The 20172-nt window shown below is 37.3% G+C and carries 20 protein-coding genes; 8 read left to right on the forward strand and 12 right to left on the reverse strand.

Features of this window, described 5'->3' with window-relative positions; all coding sequences use genetic code 11:
- Window positions 1-10: 10 nt before the first annotated feature.
- The 7 genes from QA539_RS08760 to QA539_RS08790 all read right to left on the reverse strand — a co-directional run bounded on the left by QA539_RS08760 (window position 11) and on the right by QA539_RS08790 (window position 5895).
- The gene (locus QA539_RS08760; RefSeq protein WP_219493032.1) at window positions 11-694 is read right to left on the reverse strand and encodes a M15 family metallopeptidase; all 684 of its coding nucleotides are present in this window, start codon (window positions 692-694) and stop codon (window positions 11-13) included.
- Window positions 695-783: 89 nt separating this feature from the next.
- A complete protein-coding gene (locus QA539_RS08765; protein WP_219493034.1) occupies window positions 784-1080 on the reverse strand; it encodes a YerC/YecD family TrpR-related protein in 297 nt (98 codons plus the stop codon).
- A 263-nt stretch (window positions 1081-1343) separates the two neighbouring features.
- The gene (purB, locus tag QA539_RS08770; protein WP_419895085.1) at window positions 1344-2639 is read right to left on the reverse strand and encodes an adenylosuccinate lyase; all 1296 of its coding nucleotides are present in this window, start codon (window positions 2637-2639) and stop codon (window positions 1344-1346) included.
- A 182-nt stretch (window positions 2640-2821) separates the two neighbouring features.
- Window positions 2822-2995, reverse strand: a complete 174-nt coding sequence (locus QA539_RS08775) for an NETI motif-containing protein (protein WP_099483455.1) — start codon at window positions 2993-2995, stop codon at window positions 2822-2824.
- Window positions 2985-3551, reverse strand: a complete 567-nt coding sequence (locus QA539_RS08780) for a DUF2179 domain-containing protein (RefSeq protein ID WP_096075896.1) — start codon at window positions 3549-3551, stop codon at window positions 2985-2987. The genes QA539_RS08775 and QA539_RS08780 overlap by 11 nt, the downstream gene beginning before the upstream one ends.
- 67 nt (window positions 3552-3618) lie before the next feature.
- Window positions 3619-4437, reverse strand: a complete 819-nt coding sequence (gene nadE / locus QA539_RS08785; protein WP_419895086.1) for an ammonia-dependent NAD(+) synthetase — start codon at window positions 4435-4437, stop codon at window positions 3619-3621.
- The gene (locus QA539_RS08790) at window positions 4438-5895 is read right to left on the reverse strand and encodes a nicotinate phosphoribosyltransferase (protein ID WP_219493039.1); all 1458 of its coding nucleotides are present in this window, start codon (window positions 5893-5895) and stop codon (window positions 4438-4440) included.
- A 107-nt stretch (window positions 5896-6002) separates the two neighbouring features.
- On the opposite strand from QA539_RS08790, the gene QA539_RS08795 reads away from it, so the two are divergent.
- Both QA539_RS08795 and QA539_RS08800 read left to right on the forward strand, forming a co-directional pair.
- The gene (locus QA539_RS08795; RefSeq protein ID WP_120786004.1) at window positions 6003-7169 is read left to right on the forward strand and encodes an MFS transporter; all 1167 of its coding nucleotides are present in this window, start codon (window positions 6003-6005) and stop codon (window positions 7167-7169) included.
- 1 nt (window position 7170) lies between these two features.
- Window positions 7171-8214 carry a nitric oxide synthase oxygenase gene (locus QA539_RS08800; RefSeq protein WP_419895087.1) on the forward strand — a complete coding sequence of 348 codons (1044 nt, stop codon included), beginning with the start codon at window positions 7171-7173 and terminating at the stop codon, window positions 8212-8214.
- Window positions 8215-8948: 734 nt separating this feature from the next.
- Here the strand turns inward: QA539_RS08800 and QA539_RS08805 are convergent.
- Both QA539_RS08805 and QA539_RS08810 read right to left on the reverse strand, forming a co-directional pair.
- On the reverse strand, window positions 8949-9116 hold the full coding sequence (locus QA539_RS08805; RefSeq protein WP_219493046.1) for a hypothetical protein: 168 nt from the start codon (window positions 9114-9116) through the stop codon (window positions 8949-8951).
- Window positions 9117-9917: 801 nt separating this feature from the next.
- On the reverse strand, window positions 9918-11060 hold the full coding sequence (locus tag QA539_RS08810) for a glycosyl hydrolase family 28-related protein (protein ID WP_419895088.1): 1143 nt from the start codon (window positions 11058-11060) through the stop codon (window positions 9918-9920).
- A 69-nt stretch (window positions 11061-11129) separates the two neighbouring features.
- Here QA539_RS08810 and QA539_RS08815 point away from each other — a divergent pair, with 69 nt between their 5' ends.
- The 3 genes from QA539_RS08815 to QA539_RS08825 are packed head-to-tail and all read left to right on the forward strand — an operon-like array spanning window position 11130 to window position 12929.
- Window positions 11130-11684 carry a cysteine hydrolase family protein gene (locus QA539_RS08815; RefSeq protein ID WP_283722458.1) on the forward strand — a complete coding sequence of 185 codons (555 nt, stop codon included), beginning with the start codon at window positions 11130-11132 and terminating at the stop codon, window positions 11682-11684.
- A 45-nt stretch (window positions 11685-11729) separates the two neighbouring features.
- Window positions 11730-12650, forward strand: a complete 921-nt coding sequence (locus QA539_RS08820) for a manganese-dependent inorganic pyrophosphatase (protein WP_419895089.1) — start codon at window positions 11730-11732, stop codon at window positions 12648-12650.
- Between the two features lie 12 nt (window positions 12651-12662).
- Window positions 12663-12929, forward strand: coding sequence for a GNAT family N-acetyltransferase (locus QA539_RS08825; RefSeq protein WP_308316822.1), 267 nt, complete (start codon window positions 12663-12665; stop codon window positions 12927-12929).
- Window positions 12930-13046: 117 nt separating this feature from the next.
- On the opposite strand, the gene QA539_RS08830 is transcribed toward QA539_RS08825, so the two are convergent.
- Window positions 13047-14003 carry a Gfo/Idh/MocA family protein gene (locus tag QA539_RS08830; protein ID WP_419895090.1) on the reverse strand — a complete coding sequence of 319 codons (957 nt, stop codon included), beginning with the start codon at window positions 14001-14003 and terminating at the stop codon, window positions 13047-13049.
- 66 nt (window positions 14004-14069) lie between these two features.
- On the opposite strand from QA539_RS08830, the gene QA539_RS08835 reads away from it, so the two are divergent.
- The gene (locus tag QA539_RS08835; RefSeq protein WP_419895091.1) at window positions 14070-15440 is read left to right on the forward strand and encodes an aldehyde dehydrogenase; all 1371 of its coding nucleotides are present in this window, start codon (window positions 14070-14072) and stop codon (window positions 15438-15440) included.
- Window positions 15441-15472: 32 nt separating this feature from the next.
- Here the strand turns inward: QA539_RS08835 and QA539_RS08840 are convergent, their stop codons facing one another.
- Window positions 15473-16246 (reverse strand): carbon-nitrogen family hydrolase, encoded by a 774-nt coding sequence (locus QA539_RS08840; protein WP_419895092.1) that lies wholly within the window; start codon window positions 16244-16246, stop codon window positions 15473-15475.
- 140 nt (window positions 16247-16386) lie between these two features.
- Here QA539_RS08840 and QA539_RS08845 point away from each other — a divergent pair, with 140 nt between their 5' ends.
- A complete protein-coding gene (locus QA539_RS08845; RefSeq protein WP_419895093.1) occupies window positions 16387-17286 on the forward strand; it encodes a nuclease-related domain-containing protein in 900 nt (299 codons plus the stop codon).
- Window positions 17287-17432: 146 nt separating this feature from the next.
- On the opposite strand, the gene QA539_RS08850 is transcribed toward QA539_RS08845, so the two are convergent.
- The gene (locus tag QA539_RS08850; RefSeq protein WP_219493054.1) at window positions 17433-18452 is read right to left on the reverse strand and encodes a lactonase family protein; all 1020 of its coding nucleotides are present in this window, start codon (window positions 18450-18452) and stop codon (window positions 17433-17435) included.
- A 209-nt stretch (window positions 18453-18661) separates the two neighbouring features.
- Here QA539_RS08850 and QA539_RS08855 point away from each other — a divergent pair, with 209 nt between their 5' ends.
- Window positions 18662-20170 carry an aminotransferase class I/II-fold pyridoxal phosphate-dependent enzyme gene (locus QA539_RS08855; RefSeq protein ID WP_419895094.1) on the forward strand — a complete coding sequence of 503 codons (1509 nt, stop codon included), beginning with the start codon at window positions 18662-18664 and terminating at the stop codon, window positions 20168-20170.
- The last annotated feature ends 2 nt before the right edge of the window (window positions 20171-20172 follow it).

Below are 20172 nucleotides of genomic sequence, written 5' to 3' on the forward strand. Positions count from 1 at the left end.
GTTTAACCCCTTATTTTAGACCGAGATATTCTTCTAATGTGAGGCCACTTTCATATACCTTCTCCGCTGTAGGTTGCCCTAGATATCTTAAATGCCACGGTTCATACTGGTACCCCGTAATATCAGTTTTTCCTTTCGGATATCGTATGATGAACCCATATTCATGGGCATGACTTTTCAGCCACTTACCTTCTTTTGTATCCTCAAAAGATTCCATAAAATCGTCTGTGCCTTCAATATTACCTAAATCAAATGCAAGTCCCGTCTGATGTTCAGAATGACCAGGGCGTGCACTATAGGTGTCTGCCTTCTTCTGTCCATCTCTTGTAACATACTGGTTATATAGTGATGCTTGCGTCTCATAACTTCTAAAGGCACTACGGAGTACGAAGTTTAATCCGTCTTCGTTCCCTGCAGCGATCAACTCATTTAAATGCTGATTTGCCACCTGACTCACATCTGGATGATACGTTTTTGGAAGTGCTATATCTTTATTTACGATGAGAATTCCATCGATATAGGTGATTCCGTCTTTTATTTCTTTGTGATGTGTCGTTGCTCCTTGCTTTTCTTTAACTTGTACCGTTTCTTTTTTATTGTTTTGAGTCTTGTCTTTAGTTTCAACAGGTGCTTTACCCTCTTGGCAAGCAGTAAGCAGCATTGCCGACAACAGTATTACAAATAATTTTCTCACAGATTCTCCTCTTTTCATTTTTCTATTATATGATGAAAAAAGTACCGAATCAATAAAGACCCAGTACCTGTAAATATTAATTGTCTACGTTATTCTTCTTCATCCAATCGATTTAAGACGAGCGTATATGCATCGTTCCCCCATTGAAGCGAACGTTTCACGCGTGAAATAGTAGCGGTAGATGCACCTGATTCCTTTTCAATAGAAGCATACGTATGTCCTTGCTTAATCATTTTCGCAACAAGCAGACGTTGGGATAACGACTGTAATTCATTCACTGTACATAAATCATCAAAGAACAAATAACATTCTTCGCGTGTCTTAAGTGTCAGTATAGCATCAAATAAGTCATCCAGTTGCTTCCCTCTAAGTTTGTCAATTTGCAAAATACTCAGCTCCCTTCAAACTCTTTCATAGTATAATTTTATATCAGCAATATATAGAAGTACAGATAAAACATTTAGCTTTCCGAAACTGATCATTGATTTCGATTCCTTTTATACGATTATCCAATCTTTAATATAATCAAGTTCCTTATACATTGCCGTACATCCTATTGTATTTCAATATACCTTTATTAAACCACGAAACTTTAATTCTTTAAAGTAAAAAACCGCCTACAATCGTAAGCGGTTTAATAAAGTGTGATTTATTCTAATCCAGCGCGGCGGAACAATGTATCGATTTGATTTAAATGGTGATTCTCGTTGAAACACTCATCAAGTTCTTCTTTCGATAATAAGTCAGTAATCTTGCTATCTTGCTCAACTAGCTCACGGAATGGCGTCTTCGTTGCCCATGATTCCATCGCTTTCGGTTGAACAGTATCGTACGCTTCTTCACGAACCATACCTTTATCGATTAACGTAAGCATGACGCGTTGTGAGTAGATTAAGCCGAATGTCTTCTCCATATTTGCTTTCATGTTATCTTCGAAAACTGTTAAGTTATCGATGATGTTCGTGAAACGATTTAACATGTAGTCTAACGCAATCGTTACGTCCGGTAACATAATACGTTCAGCAGATGAATGTGAAATATCACGTTCATGCCATAATGGTACATTTTCGTAAGCTGTTGTTAAGTAGCCACGAATAACACGTGCGATACCTGTAACATTCTCTGAACCGATTGGATTACGCTTATGCGGCATTGCAGAAGATCCTTTTTGACCTTTAGCAAATGCTTCTTCAACTTCACGTGTTTCAGTCTTTTGGAGACCACGTACTTCTACTGCAAACTTCTCAATTGATGTAGCAATTAAGCTTAATGTAGCAATGTAGTAAGCATGACGGTCACGTTGCAGCGTTTGTGTTGAAATTTCAGCATATCCTAATCCTAATTTCTCACAAACATAGCTTTCAATTTCAGGTGGAATGTTTGCAAACGTACCTACTGCGCCACTCATCTTACCAACTTCGATTTCTTTACGCACTTCTTTAAAACGCTTTAAGTTACGCTGCATTTCCATGTACCATAACGCCATCTTTAAACCGAATGTTGTCGGTTCAGCATGTACACCGTGCGTTCTACCCATCATGAGTGTTGTTTTATGCTTTAATGCTTTTTGTTTTAATACTTCGATGAACCTTTCAAGATCTTTCTCGATAATGTCATTCGCTTGTTTAATCACATAGCTTAACGCTGTATCCACTACATCTGTACTCGTTAAACCGTAGTGCACCCATTTCTTCTCTTCTCCTAATGTTTCAGATACTTGACGTGTAAAAGCAACAACGTCATGACGTGTTTCCATCTCAATTTCTTTTGCGCGTTCAACATCAACACGAGCATTCTGACGGATTAACTTCACATCTTCTTTAGGGATATATCCTAATTCTGCCCAAGCTTCACTTGCAAGTATCTCAACTTCTAACCAAGCCTCAAATCTGTTTTGTTCCGTCCAGATGTTTGACATCTCTTCTCTTGAATAACGTTCAATCATGAATAGATTCCTCCGTAAATGTTTTATCTTAATCAGTATAACAAACTTTTAAAATTCCGTACATTTTTTATTTATTCATTTATAAAGTTCGTGTATTTTATGCTACACCTTCTATTTTAACAGATATTTCGATGAGATAAAATTCTCATTAAAAAAAACGGCCCTGAACGGACCGATTTTCATTATTGAATCTTTTTACCAGTAAAAATAATCTGTTCTTTATACACTTCTATTTCACCTTTTTCATTTTCACGAAAAATTGGCTTTTGAAATCTTTTTACTGGTGCATAACCTGCTTGCTTCATGCGTTCTAAACATTGTGTAATTGTTTCATTGTCTTTAACTTCAAACTTCATCTGTATCATACGCCTTTAACTTTTTACTGCGCACACCTTTAACCCAGAATCCACCATGAATATTCTTAGGCTCATATGCAATGATAAATGCTTTCGGATCAAGCTGCTTCACTGTGTCCATTAATTTAAGTTCAAAACGACGTGGGGTTAAAATTTGCATTACAAGACGATCACCATCACGGCCATGTGCTGCATAGTGCGTTACACCGTAACCTAGGTCACGCAAAGTTTTCGGAATTTCCTTATCATATTCCGCAGTCGTCACATTGATAACGATATAGCCTAATGCAATCATTTCTTCAATCTTCATCCCTACAATAATCCCTGCACCAAATCCTAATGCATAAGCGATGATGTTTTCTATCTTATCTAGACCATTCATTACCATACCTAATCCTACGATATAGACAAGTACTTCTAATACTGAAACAAAGGCTGCGAGATATCTATAACCTTTAAGTGTCAGAATCATACGCATCGTTAAGAACGATACATAAAAAATATTGATAACAAATATTAATAGCACGGTAATCCATGGGTTATCTATTGCCGGCACTGTAATCCCCCCTATAAAAAATCATTCTTAAATTCTACTACTGAAGATAAGGGTTTGCAATGGTAATTTATTTTATGAGTTCCTCGATTGAATAACGTGTGATCGGAAGCATACGCTTATGCTGAGTTTTTATATAATGACTTTCTATCTTTTCTCGAGACTCAGCATCTACTGTCTTACCTTCAAGGTAGTCATCGATTGCTTCATAAGTCACACCGAGTGCGACTTCGTCAGGCAATTGTGGTTTATCTTCTTCCAGGTCAGCTGTCGGAACTTTTTCATATAGATGAACCGGACAACCTAGATACTTCAGGATAGATTTACCTTGACGCTTATTTAAGCCGGCAAGGGGGAATATGTCGGCTCCGCCATCTCCAAATTTCGTGTAGAACCCTGTAATACTTTCTGCCGCATGATCTGTTCCGATAACTATGCCTTCCGTTGCAGCGGCGATCGAGTACTGTGCCTTCATACGTTCACGTGCTTTTTCATTACCTTTTTGGAAATCTGTTAACGTAATTTCTGCTCTTTTCAATGTTTCAATACTAGCATCTACAGCTTTTTTAATATTAATCGTAATTACTTTGTCAGGTTGAATAAAAGCTATTGCATCTTCGCAATCCTGTTCGTCTTTTTGAACACCGTATGGTAATCGCACTGCAATAAATTCGATATCGCGCTCTGACTTGAGTTCATCCACCGCCATCTGGCAAAGCTTACCGCAAAGTGTTGAATCCTGTCCTCCTGAAATTCCAAGCACTAGTGATTTTATAAAAGGATAGCGCTGAACATATGTCTTGATAAAGTCAATGATTTCACGCGTTTCTTCTCCGGCATCAATGGATGGCTTTGTCTTTAATATTTCAATAATTTGTTGTTGGAGCATCTATTTCACTTCTTTCACCTTATTGGAAACTTCATAAATTTCCTGATTTTTATTTTCCCAGCATAATAAGCTCAGATCTACTGGATACTCTTCGGGATTCAAATAACGAATCGCCTCTTCCCACAGAAGATTCAAATTATCCTGTAAGTACTTACGTGACACTTCCAGTGACGGCACTTCATATACAAGTTTTCCACCTACAAAGATGTCCTGATGCAAGTCTCTCGCAGTAAAATCATTGATCCACTTTTGCTTATACGTATGAATCGGATGGAACATCTTTAATGGTTTCTCTTTAGAGGGATCTTCAAAGTCCAGTGTAATATAATCTCCTTCAGACTTATTTGTCTGATTGTTGATAATACGATATACCTTCTTCTTACCAGGAGTCGTCACCTTTTCTGCATTATTTGAAATTTTGATACGATCTTCTAGTTGCCCTGCTTTATTCTCTATTGCAACAAGTTTGTATACTGCACCAAGTGCCGGCTGATCGAATGCTGTAATGAGTTTCGTACCGATACCCCACGCTGTAATCTTAGCCCCTTGCTGTTTGAGTGCAATAATCGTTTCTTCGTCTAGATCATTAGATGCAAATATTTTAGCATCAGGAAAACCTGCTTCATCGAGCATGCGACGTGCTTCCTTTGAAAGATATGCTAAGTCACCTGAGTCAAGGCGAATTCCGACGAAATTAATCTTATCGCCTAACTCTTTAGCAACACGAATAGCATTCGGCATACCTGATTTCAGTGTATGGAAAGTATCCACCAGGAACACACAGTTTTTATGACGTTCTGCATATTTCTTAAACGCCACATACTCATCATCATAGGCTTGAACCATCGCATGTGCGTGTGTTCCGGCAACCGGAATACCGAACAATTTGCCCGCACGCACATTACTTGTTGAGTCAAACCCCGCGATATACGCTGCACGTGTTCCCCAGATTGCTGCATCTAATTCCTGAGCACGGCGTGTTCCGAACTCCATGACGATTTCATCGCCAACAACCTGTTTAATACGGCTTGCCTTCGTTGCAATCAATACTTGGAAGTTGACGATGTTCAATATCGCTGTCTCAAGTAGCTGCGCCTGAATTAAAGGTGCTTCTATTCGTAATAACGGCTCATTGTTGAAACATACTTCCCCTTCCTGCATCGCACGGATATTACCTGTAAACTTCAAATCCTTCAAATAAGATAAATAGTCCTCTTTGTAGCCGAGAGTCTTCAAATATGCGATATCTGTTTCTGAGAACTTGAAACCTTTCACATACTCTATCACGCGTTCAAGACCTGCAAACACTGCATATCCATTATCAAACGGCATGCTACGAAAATAGACATCAAATACTGCAGTCTGCTCATGAATACCATCATTCCAGTATGTTTCTCCCATATTAATCTGGTATAGATCTGTGTGTAACATCAAGCTATCATCTTGGTAGTTGTACATCCTCTTCTCCCCTATTCAATAAGCTCATATTAATTTCATATTACCATAGTGAATTCATTTAGGCATCGCTTTAACATTCTGTTACAATTAATGCAAGGAGGCATCATATGTTCAAGAAAAATTTCATCATTTTATCTATCATCGTATCAATTTCCGGCATGACTCAAGGGATGCTGTTGCCACTCATCGCGATTATCTTCGAGCACGATAATGTATCGACATTCGTCAACGGACTTCATGCCTCATCCATATACATCGGCGTCTTTTTAGCCTCATTATTCTTAGAAGGATTACTCAGAAAGTTCGGTTATAAGAACCTTATTATTATAGGAGGAGCCATCATATTCTTGTCGCTCGGACTCTTTCCGATACTTAAGAATATGACGATCTGGTTCATATTAAGATTGCTTGTCGGGGTGGGGGATAATATGCTGCACTTCTCAACGCAATCATGGCTTACAGAATCAACACCGAGACATAAACTCGGACGTATCATTTCAATTTATGGTCTTAGTTTTTCAGCAGGTTTTATGGTCGGACCGTTATTATCTAAACTGTATGACATACATGAAGCACTGCCTTTTGTTGCAAGCAGTTTACTCACGTTATGTGCCTGCAGTTTAATATTATTACTGAAAAACCAGTATCCTGAAGTTCAGACCTCGAACATTTCACTAAAGAACACAACTGCAAACTTCGGCAAGGTGATGAAGACGAGCTGGGTCGCATTCTTATTCCCTATGATGTATGGTGTGCTGGAAGCATGTTTAAACAGCAATTTCCCGGTGTTCGCCATGAAAAATGGCGTCGATGTAAACTTAATCATCTTAATCATTCCTGCGTATAGTTTAGGTGCGATTCTGTTTCAAATACCCCTAGGTATGATTTCAGATAAAGTAAATCGTAATGTGCTGTTATCCATCGTGACATTTATCGGTGCGTGTATCTTTATATTATGTCAATTCTTTACAAGTAATGGTTATGTATTACTCGCTCTTTTCTTTATCGCCGGAATTTTTATCGGGTCACTTTATTCACTAGGCGTGACATTGATGACAGAAATCACACCGAAAGTACTCTTGCCAGCAGGAAATTTAATGTGCGGGCTCATATTCAGTGTCGGTAGTATTACAGGACCGATTATCGGCGGGATGACGATTCAGTTCTCGCACAACACACAATTTTTCAGCTTTATTGCTGTCATACTCCTACTCATCAGTATGGCTACAATTTATGATTACAGAAAACGACTGACAATTAGAAATGAGGGATGACATGGTCATCAATGAAGCAAAAGCTTTCATTACACAATTCTATAAAGAACAGTGCTTCAGCGAACAATTAATGAAAGCACGTATTAAAGAAGTAGAAAGAGAAATAGAAGAAACAGGTACATATACACATACATTTGAAGAACTGGAATACGGCGCACGCGTTGCATGGCGTAACAGCAATCGCTGTATTGGCAGACTATTCTGGGATAAGTTGAAAGTTATAGATAACAGACATATTGAAAGTGAAGCAGCATTTATCGAAGCAATCGAACATCATATTGATAGCGCAACGAACGATGGAATGATCATACCGACAATCACAATATTTGCTGATGCAAATAAACAGCGAATAAACCTCTATAACGACCAGCTCATCCGTTATAGTGATGACCCGATTGTGCGTGAGACGAAAGCACTCATCGAACATACAGGGTATACAAATTTCGGTAAGTTCTTACCTCTTCTGTATTCGATGGATGGCACATTTAAGACATATGAAATCAACCCGGACATCATTAAAGAAGTTACTATCACACACCCGGAACACGAAGCATTCAATCAATTAAATCTCGCATGGTATGCGGTACCGATTATTTCAAGTATGGACTTAAAAATTGGCGGAATCACATACCCGCTAGTTCCATTTAATGGTTGGTATATGGAAAGCGAAATCGCAAGCAGGAACTTCCTCGATGACTACCGTTATGACAAGATGAAAGAAATCGCAGAAGCATTCGGATTCGATACGACGACAACAACAAGTTACTGGAGAGACAGAACCGTTGTAGAGATGAACTATGCGGTATATCACTCATTCAAACAGCACGGTGTCTCAATTGTGGATCACTATACCGCAAGTAGACAATTCGCACGCTTCGAACAAAATGAAGCGGACGAAGGCAGAAGTGTAACGGGAGACTGGACTTGGCTCATACCACCGATCTCTCCATCAATCGTGCACAACTTCCATAAAGGGTATAAGAATATATACAACACCCCGAATTTCTATTACAAGAAAAAGGTTGGCAAATGCCCGTTTATGTGAGATTTGAATATAAATTTAGTGTCTCAACATACTCAATGCGTAGCACTATTTATGTTTATTCTATGTTTTAATCATTGTAACTTTATAAATTTATCAATAGATATGTGATAGTCTATTTAAGCACCACACCTTTCATATGCAAAGAAGGTGCTAGTGTCATGTTTGAAGTTGTTATATTCGTTTTACAGCACTGATCTGTCCTATTATCACAGGACTAGCAGTAAACTACATCTATGATAAGATAAAAGGATAGACAAAAACCCCACGTCGGCCAACGTGGGGTTTTCTGATGTTATGATGATATTTATTATATTCGTTAATATAATTCTAACATATTATTATATAATGTCAGAATTATTCATTTCTCCTTTTTCTTCTTATTCATATATAAAATTGCCACAAATACCGGAAAAAGAATTAGCATCAGTGCTAATTCATTGTTCTCTCTCCTTTAATCGAAGTTATATATCATACAGATACCTTAATTAACGATTTTTCTCTTTATTATATTTAATAAATATATTAATAAAATATAAAATGAAGATAACAATTGCGATAATAATTTGTATTGTTCTTATTTGAGTTTTAATATGCCAATCAAAAATGTTATTAGGTATATGCATAAAGATAACAATAACAAATATAATAAATAATAAATTGATTAATTTATCTAGTTTCATTATATGGACCCCCTTATATAGTTGTTAAGGATATCTTAGCATATCCATTTTGCATTACTTCTTTTTAATCGTCCCATTGTTTTCTTCAATTATTTGCTTTAGTACTTTATCAGTTCTTCCGACATAATTGAGTTTTTCAGGATATACAAATTCAATAATCACTTTATCTCCTGGTTTTATCCTTTCACCTGTATCTGTATATCTAATTTCTTTTTCAAACATTCTGGACACCACCCTTATTAAATATCTCAGGATATTATAAGACTATTACAACTATAATTAAATTATTTAATAGTAATTGTAATGTTTTTTACATTTATGTTTATAATTAATTATAAATAAATAATAAGAGGTATTCTATAATTATGTTAAAAAATTCTTTAAAACAGATAATAAAATTAATTTTCGGAATTCTTATGTTAGTTTTTGCAACAATGCAAATTCAACAAGATCATTTAGATACTTGGTTCATATCATATTTCCTACTATATTTATTAATTCTTTTTAACTTGGGTAATAACAATAATTCACACAAACAATCTAACCGCTAATTTAATTGCCTTTTTCTTTTATCTTCAATAGACTAGATCAATGTTAATTATAAAAATAAATTGTTTTATTTCGACATTTATATATAATTAAAAATTTAATTTTTAAAGGATGATCTTAAATATGAAAACAAATAAAGATGTTATTTTAATCAGTTTAAGTATATTTATAGGTGCATTATTAGTTCAATTCTTTATGAGCTACATAACAACTAATTCAATATGGGAATGGTCTGAAGTTTCACATAATGTTATTCCATTTGCTTTATTTTTCTTAGTTGTCTTATACATTTTTAAAGAATACAATATTAAAAAACTTAATCGAAGTAATTAAAACAATCATATTTATTAATTAAAAAATTATTTAAAGGATAAATCAAATGAGGGATCGTTTGACTTTCATTATAAAGCTATAAAAATGCCTTATTTGCAGAAGAAAATTTGAAGTATTTTAAAACTTCTAACGAGATAATAATTACTTCTCCCCTACATTCTCTGATGCGACTTCAATCACATCAAAGAAGTCATCTACCGCTTCTTTCTTAATATTATTCAGATTCTTATTTTGTGCACAGACGACGTGAGATGCATGTCCTATTTTCACAGAGCATGCGTCGTTTTCAAAGTCATTGTCGACGATATAGATATCTTTATTTTTAGTTCCTTCATAGCTCTGGAAGAGTATTGCATGTTTTTCTTTAATGCCTTTAAATGTATTTCTTCTGATTACTGTAAGCTCTCCCGCTGCTCCTTTATGCACATGACCGGTTAAGTCTGTCGTATACTTACCACTTTTTGTCGAACGGTATCGAATACCGCCTGCACAGTCGATAAATTCATTGTCGTGAATATGCAGTACTTTTGATTTTAGGAATGTCAGTGCATAGTCGCCCATGCCTTCGAATATATTATTTCGCACTGTTATGTTTTCATAGTAAACTTCGTGATGACTCGCATGTGAGCCGATCGCACGGTTCCATGGTTTCATTAAGGGATCTCCAGAGTTTCCGAAATAGCAATTTTCGATAATAACATTTTTCGTCGGCGTTGCATCGTATGCACCAAACTTTGGAAACGAATCTTTCAGCTGCAGGTCAATCTGAATCGCTTCACTGAATGCACGCGCTCCACTGTCATCGCGAAATCCGAGAAACTTACATCCTGTTACTTTAAATCCATCTAAGCCGCACGCATCGATGGCATGTCCTTGTACAACGTTTTTGAATGTAACATCTTTAATCGTTATTTCTCGCGCATGCCCAAGCGACATAATCGTGTTGTTAAAGTTCAGCACGTGGCCGTTCTGGTTGAATGTGCCTCCTTCAATTGTAATGAAACTGTTGCCATCATATCCTTTAAACTGATCGCCTTTATTCCCATTCTTAAGCAGTGCAAACGGACTCATCCTGATAATTTCTGCATCTTTATGCAGATGTAAGTGCGTATGTTTGTAAATAACAAGTTCCTTTGATATGTAATACTTACCTTCTGGAACATATATTTTTACGGGATGTTGCTTTGCTATATTAAGTGCGCGCTGAAATCCTATCGTATCAAAGATAATATTTTTACCTTTTGCGCCATAATTTAACACGTTTACTTTTTTCAATAATTCCACCTACATCTCTTTTATATTATAATGTTGAGTATACCCGTTTTACGTAAATTATGTTAAGGAGTGATTGTTTTGAAGGATGCTTTAATTATTGTAGATTATTCGTATGACTTCGTTGCGCTTAATGGTAAATTGACTTGTGGTGAGCCCGCAATCACTTTAGAATCATCACTTGCTTCTAAGTGGGAACACTATGTGAATGCCGGAAAACCGGTATATGTGCTGATGGATTTACATTTTGAAAATGATATACATCACCCCGAATCGAAACTCTTCCCGCCACATAACATTGAAGGTACGGATGGCAGAAAGCTATATGGAAAGCTTGATGCGTTATATCAAAGAGATGAAGAGAAGGACAATGTCTACTGGTTAGACAAACGTCGTTATAGCGCATTCAGTGGTACACCATTACATCAGCTGCTTACAGAACGTCATATTAACAATATTGAGCTCGCTGGCGTATGTACAGATATTTGTGTATTACATACTGCAATGGACGGTTATAACTTAGGTTATGAAATGTACGTTGACGAACGTGCAGTTGCGTCGTTTAACCCCATCGGTCATACGTATGCGCTGGAACATTTCAAAAATGTACTGGGCATGACTGTAGATAGCGAATAACAATCGTGATAAACTAATAACAAACATGATTAAAGGAGAAGAACTATGACAATTTTAACATTCGGACATCAAAATCCAGATACAGATACTATTACTTCAGCTTTAGTAATGGCTGATTTGCAAAAATCTTTAGGTAAAGATATCGAAGCTGTACGTTTAGGTGATATCAACGGTGAAACTGAATATGCATTAAACAAATTCGGCGTAGAAGCACCAAGATTAATCGAGAGTCTAGACAAAGAAGAAGTTATTTTAGTTGACCATAACGAATTCCAGCAATCAGCACCGGGAATTGAAGAAGCAACAATCTTAATGGTAGTAGACCACCACCGTATTGCGAACTTTGAAACTGCTGGTCCACTTCACTACCGTGCTGAGCCCGTAGGATGCACTGCAACGATCTTACGTAAGATGTATAAAGAAAGCGATGTAGAAATCAAACCTGAAATCGCTGGTTTAATGCTTTCTGCAATCATCTCAGATACTTTATTATTCAAGTCTCCAACTTGTACAGATGAAGATGTAAAAGCAGCTGAAGCGTTAGCAGAGATCGCGAATATCGACCTCCAGTCATACGGCCTTGAAATGTTAAAAGCAGGTGCATCTACGAAAGACAAAACTGCTGAGGAATTATTAAACATCGATGCGAAGTCATTTGCGATGGGAAATCACGAAGTACGCGTAGCACAAGTTAACACTGTTGATATCGACGAAGTACTCGCACGTCAGGATGAATTAGAACAAGCAATCAACGCTGAAACTGCACAAGAAGGCTATGCATTATTCGTTCTTGTAGTCACTGATATCTTAAACTCAAACTCTAAAGTTTTAGCACTAGGACAACAACAGCCTGCAGTAGAGAAAGCGTTTAACGTAGCACTTGATCAAAACACAGCATTATTAGAAGGCGTTGTGTCTCGTAAGAAACAAGTTGTACCACAATTAACTGCAGCACTTACTGAATAAGGAGTGATAATGATGGAAATATTACAAGGAAACAATAAGTTCTATGTTGGTAATGAAGCATCACCTGACGCTGAAATTACGTTCCAGCCCTCAGGCGATGCGATTGTAATTGATCACACATATACAGACCCTAAGTTGCGTGGACAAGGTATCGCGAAACAGCTTGTTGAACGTGCAGTAGATTACGCGCGCGAGCATAACTTGAAGATTGTACCACTCTGCCCTTATGCACGTGTTGTAATGGAAAGAGACCCTGAGATGCAGTCACTCATTAAATAACACAAAAGCGCGATTCGTAAATACGAATCGCGCTTTCGATTTGAAAGAATGAAAAAATGGTATGCATTTATTATAAACTGAATTATCTGAATAATCAATATTATTTTTGTATCTTTATTAAAATAATAAATCCATCTGTGCTTTTAGTTCATCAATTAACTGCATCGTCATACGTGATGTCTTATTGTTCATATCATCCTGCTGCGCAGTGACACATTTAATAAAATGCTCAATCTCATATTGCATCGGCTGACCATCACAGCTAAATGTCTCTATGACTTCGCCACTGCGCTTCATTTTTACGATTTGAGAGGGTGCGGAGATTTTATCTATAGTAATAATACCTTCTTCTCCTATGATTTCTGAAGGCTGGTGGCTGTCGATAATCTTTGAGAAGCTTAATAACGCTGTCATATCATGATAGTTACAAATTACGGTTCCTTGACAATCTGCACCAGTCGATAAAATTTTCCCAGTTGACTGCACGCTTTTAGGATAGCCAAATAAATCAACGAGCGGGCTGATTGTGTACACACCAAGGTCCATCAATGCACCATTTCCAAGTTCGGGTTTAAAGGCATTTTCGATGATTCCTTCCTTGTACTTATCATATCGTGATGAATATTGGTTATAATGAAAGTTAACACGTCTAATCGTGCCAATCTCTTCAATCCATGATTTTAGTTTTAAATAGGCAGGAGAATAGATACTTTTCATGGCTTCCATAAAGTATACGCCATTATTCTCTTGTGCCTGCACCATTAGATTGAAGTTCTTTAAAGAAGTTGTTACTGGCTTTTCGCATAGCACATGCTTTTTATGATTCATTGCTTGAATCGCCTGTTGATGATGGAGTATATTGGGGGTAGCGATATATACGGCATCGAGTGCTTCATCTTCTAGAAATGCATCAAAGTTATCAGTAAAGTTCGGAATATGGTGGCGCTCGCTAAACATCTCTGCTTTATCCAGCGTTCTAGAATACACGCTATGGAGTTCGAATTCATCCGTCACTTTGCCCGCTTCGATAAAACGATCCGTTATCCAGTTCGTTCCGATAATTCCAAATTTCATAGTAACACCTCGTAATTAAGTTTTTTTATAGTATACCCTATTTCTAAATAGATGGAGGCTAAATTTATGTTAAATTCAGAAATTCAAAATGTACGCGATTTCTTTCAAACACAATCGACAAAAGATATAAAATTCAGAAAGAAATATTTGAAAGCTTTGAAGAAATCTATCAAGAAACATGAATCAGACATTCTAGATGCGCTTAAAAGTGACCTTGGAAAGAATAAGGTAGAAGCATACGCAACAGAAGTTGGATTCGTTATGAAAGAGTTATCATATCTTATTAAAGAACTTAAAAACTGGGCAAAGACAAAGTCTGTTACAACCCCGATGATGCAGTTTCCAGCAAAGAGCTTTATCAAATATGAACCATACGGCACCGTACTTATTATCGGTCCATTTAACTATCCATTTCAGCTCGTGATGTCACCGCTTATCGGTGCACTTGCTGCGGGGAACTGTGCTGTCGTGAAACCTTCAGAAATGACACCGCAGACAAGCATGGTCGTTCAGGAAATATTAGAAGAAGTATTCCCTGAAGATTACGTAAAAGTTGTCCAAGGCGAGAAAGAAGTAACGTCACAGTTACTCGATGAGCGCTTCGACTATATTTTCTTTACAGGCAGCACAAAAGTCGGACAAATCGTCTATGAGAAAGCGAGTAAACATTTAACACCAGTAACACTAGAACTTGGCGGCAAGAGTCCCGTTATTATCGATGATACTGCTAATCTTAAAGTGGCTGCTGAACGCATCGCATTCGGCAAGTTTATGAATGCGGGTCAGACGTGCGTCGCTCCAGACTACGTTATAATAGATAACACAGTGAAGATGAAGTTCGTGAAGGCATTACAGACAACAATCCAGGAGTTTTATGGTGCTCAAATAGAACAGAGTGAAGACTTCGGTCGCATCGTTAATGATAATCACTTCAACCGCTTAGTCAATATACTAGAAGACAGTCGTCAACAAGTCATTTATGGTGGAGAGAGCAATGCTGATGAACTGTTTGTTGCGCCTACCATTATTCTTGATCCTGAGCTCAGCAACAGCGTGATGCAGCAGGAAATCTTCGGTCCAATATTACCGATTATCGGCTATGATACGTTCAATGAAGTGTATGATATCGTTGAGCAGTATGAGAAGCCGCTTGCACTTTATCTCTTCACTGAAGACAGTGATCAAATAACAGCAGTATTTAATCGTCTGTCATTTGGCGGAGGATGCGTTAATGACACAATCTTGCATCTTGCAAATCCAAACCTTCCTTTTGGTGGTGTTGGGCACTCAGGTATCGGAAGCTATCACGGGAAATATTCATTTGAATTATTCAGCCATGAAAAGAGCTATATTACAAAGAGTACAAAGCTTGAATCTGGTTTACTCTTCCCACCCTACAAAGGAAAATTCAAATATGTAAAACAATTGTTTAAATAAAAAGCAGTCGGGACATCAATTCCCGACTGCTTTTAATATAGTTCCGGACGTCTTGAGTTCATCACTGGTATAGACGACTTCACTTCTTTACTATAATCCAGGTCAACAGATACCTTTAACGTTGCCTCTGCTGTTTCAAGTGTTTCTACTAACGTGCCAAGTGGATTGATTACTTTCGACTGTCCACCAAACTTTTCTTCCCTACAGTAACCGACATTATTACACGCGATAACATAGACCTGATTCTCAATCGCACGTGCATAGAGCAGCTTATTGAAAGCATCAATGCGTGAAGCTGGCCACTCCGCAACGACAAAGAGGACTTCTATACCTTCTAAAGCAAGCTTCCTTGAAATCTCAGGGAAACGCAGGTCATAACAGATGATAACACCCATCTTTATCTCGTCTAATGTGAAAGTTTGAATATGATTCCCCGCTGTTAAATATTTCGGTTCATCCAGCATCGGTACGAGATGCACTTTATCATATTGGTGCACAATTTCGCCATCGTGATCAATAACAACACTCCTATTGAAGATACGGCCGTGAGACTTTACAGCTATTGAACCCCCGACAATATGCACATGATGCACCTTCGCCATCTCTTGTAACACACGAATCTCGCGAGTTCCATCTTCATCCGCAAGCTCATTTAATTCATCCAGCACATAAGAAGTATTCCACATCTCAGGAAGAACGACAATCTCTATACTTTCATCCAGTGCGCTGATCCATTTTCTTATCTTTGCAATGTTTTCATCAGGATTTCCAGGAATAATCTCCATTTGATAGATTGCACACTTCATTTTAAAACTCCTCTCGTTTTTTATGTACTTACATGTATAAAAAATAATTAATACTAATTTTTACAGTTTTAAATTTACCTTTTACACCACATTTACACTTAGCAATTATAATATAAATATCACAATACAAGGAGCAGACAATGATATTACAACATCGCAAAATGGATAACAAACTTGTCTACAAATTACAGATTGCTCGTCGAACTCAAGTTAGCAACAATAAACTTAAAGAATTAGAATATAGCCTTAGAGGTTATTTTGGTGAAGTGGCGTTTGATAAATTATCGGATAAATCCTTGAATAAGGGCATCACATTAAGGAACTTGAATTACATTGTCAACAATAAAACATTTCAGATAGACAGCTTAATTTTAATGAATGGTGATTTATATATATTTGAAGTTAAAGATTTTACATCAGATTTATACTATGTTGATGCACAATATTATTATGCAGATCAATCACCTTGTGAGCGAATCAATAACCAGATGGAACGAACACCTAAATTATTTACTCTCCTTTTAAAAAATTCTCAACTGCATTATAACTTCCACTATTATCACGCTTTCATCAATCCCACACATAAAGTATATGGCTATCACGCAACAGATAAGATTTTAGAACAAGCTAGAATATGTAAATTTATTAGCGAGAACAGTCAAATGCCTGTTGGTGCATACGATATAGAGTGTTGTGAAAAACTACTAAGTTTACAAGATACTTCAGATCCCTTTAATTTCAGAACTCCTCACAACTTTCACAATTTTAAAAAAGGAGTCTTGTGCGAATGTATGAAATCATTTTACACAAAACATTCTAACAGAAAATATAAATGCTCATCGTGTAATAAAATCATTGATTGTGATCACTTATTGGATAGTGCGATTCAAGAGATTAAATTAATATTTCCTGACGAACGTATCACGACACATATATTAAAAGCGTGGACTAAAGGTTTAGTGAGTCGTGAGAAGATTCGCTTATTCTTAAACAAGCGATATAGACATCATCAGCTAGGAAGCATCATTTATTATGAGTGAAATTGGCGCCATGCCAATTTCATCTGCTTTTTCTCTCGCGAATTTGGCGCCGTGCCAATTTCATCTGCTTTTTCCCTCGCGAATTTGGCGCCGTGCCAATTTCATCTGCAAAAAATACCGGACATTCTCATCCGGTATCATCTTCCTTATAAAAATTGCACGCATACTGCTTCTGGTGCACGTGCACTATCATCCAATAATGTTAAGCGTCCTGTCTGCTCGTCACGCTCGAACAAACTTAACACACCGTCTCTTTCATGTGCACATACTAAATATTTATCGCTGTTATCAATATTGAAGTCACGTGGCCAATCGCCTTGTGTAGATATAATTTCAACCAGTTCTAGCGCTTCACCTTCACCTTGTACTTTATACACTGCAATAGACTGATGTCCGCGGTTTGATGCGTAAACAAATTGCTGATCGTGGCTCATTCTTATTGCTGCACCTTGTGAGTGGCCTGTAAAGTCTTCAGGTAACGCCGAATATTTCTCTTTCATTTCAAACTTGCCGTCATTATAAGACAACACCACAACTTCATTGCTTAACTCAGTGAATAAGTACGCATACTTCCCGTTCTCATGGAAGATTAAATGTCTTGGCCCCATGCCCGGTTCTACATCTAATACGCCGACTTGCTTAAATCCTTCATCACCGAACGTAAATGTAATCACTTCGTCTGTTCCTAAATCTACAGCAACTGCATATCCATCCGGTGTTTCCTGAATATAGTGCGTATGTGCATTATCTTGACGTTCTTCGTTCGGTCCACTACCTTGCTGCTGATGTGTATCGATAAGTTGTACTACTGCTCCATTGTCATCTAATGCATAAAGTCTCACTATTCCTGATCCATACACCGCTTCTAATAGATACTTCCCATCACGGCTGATCCATAAGTGACAACCACTGTCTGTAGATTCCAGTAAATCATTGATTACTGTAAGTTCTTCACCGATCTGATAGCTTTGAATCCCTGCACCTTGCTCGTCTTTTTTAATGCCATATAACTTATCACCATGCTTTTGGATGTAAGTCGATGCCCCTACTTCATAGCCTGTTTCTACTGATGTAATCTTTTTCAGGTCAGTATCTATTTCAAAGGTATAAATCCCTTTGCCATCATTTTTTGTATAAGAACCTAATAACCCTTTAATTTTAGTCATGTTAACGCCTCCTCATAGTCATATTAACAAATCCTATATAACATTGCTTATGAGAACACACAAAAAACTTTCAAAAATCTAAAAATTTTTGTTGCGTTAAGTTTAGTAATACATTACAATTTGTTTGGTATTAATAAATGACAGTCTTACATAACTATTTGTTAAGTAAAACTAATATTTAAATCTTTACCAATTTTAAGGAGTGTCCAATGATTCATACACATTCCCAAAAGGTTTTACACAGTATCGACAAAGGCAAACATAACGTTACACCTTTATTTACTGCCTTAAAAGAATATGAAGCACAAAACGTCACAAGCTTTGATGTACCTGGTCATAAGCGTGGCATCGATTCTGATTATGCACTCAACTATTATGGCATGCGCACATTACGTCATGACGTGAATTCTATGCCGACTTTAGATAACTTTGATCATCCGACAAGCGTGATACATGATGCGCAAGCCTTAATGGCTGATCTATTTCTAGCAGATGAAGCACACTTTTTATTAAATGGTACAACGTCTGGCATTCAGGCGATGATTCTGTCAGCACTCAAACCCAAAGATAAATTGCTACTTCCTAGAAACGTTCATAAATCTGTGCTGAATGCGATGGCACTCGCTGATGTCACACCTGTATATATGGTGCCTGAGTTCGATACAGAATACGGGATTGCACACAACATCAGTGTTGATACAGTACGCAAAACGATTGCTGCGCATCCTGATGCAAAGGCACTATTCATTATGAATCCGACTTATTTCGGTGCAGTAAGCGACTTGAAGGAGATTGTCTTTATTGCGCATAGCGCTGGGATACCTGTTCTTGTGGATGAGGCACATGGCGCACATTACCGCTTCTCAGAACACTTACCACTGTCCAGTATGGAAGCTGGTGCAGATATGGCAGCAACGAGCTTACATAAGACAGGCGGTTCGTTCACTCAGACGAGCGCATTATTATTTAACAGCAAGCTGATTGATAAGCATAAAGTAAAGAGCATCATCAATATGCTGACGTCCACATCGGCATCATTCCTGCTCATGTCATCACTTGATATTGCACGTCAGCATTTAGCGCTGCACGGTGCAGAGAAGATCAACAATGTATTGTCACTTGTTCAGTCATTTAGAGAAAGAATCAATAAAATTCCCGGATTCTACATGTTAGAACCAGAGAAATTTAGCAACAAATATCAGCAGCAGTTAGACGAAACTAAACTCACAATCTATATTGATCATCGTCTTGATTTATCAGGTTTTGAAGTGTATCACACGCTGCGTAGCGTTTACGATATTCAGATGGAACTTGCAGAACCTAATATCGTGATGGGGATTGTTTCATTTATGGATAATGAAGATGAACTCAATAAGCTCTATGATGCACTCGCACACATCAGCATTAAACACTTTAATCCTGACAAACCTTTCGTTCCACCGATTCTGAAGCAGATGTCGATTCCGATGCAGAAGATGGGTTTAAGAGATGTCTTCTATTCAGAGACTAGAGTTGTCCAGATTGAAGATGCCCTTAATGAAATATGTGCAGAAAGTTTAATGATCTATCCACCAGGTATTCCAATCCTGATGGCCGGTGAAATGATTACCCAGGAAGTCATCGACTACTGGAAATTTATTAACGATCAGCCCATCATCAAGATTGGCGCAGAAAACAAAAATGAAGTATTTATAATTGATCATAAGGGAGATACTTAATA

Source organism: Macrococcus psychrotolerans (assembly GCF_038095555.1).
Classification (GTDB): domain Bacteria; phylum Bacillota; class Bacilli; order Staphylococcales; family Staphylococcaceae; genus Macrococcoides; species Macrococcoides psychrotolerans.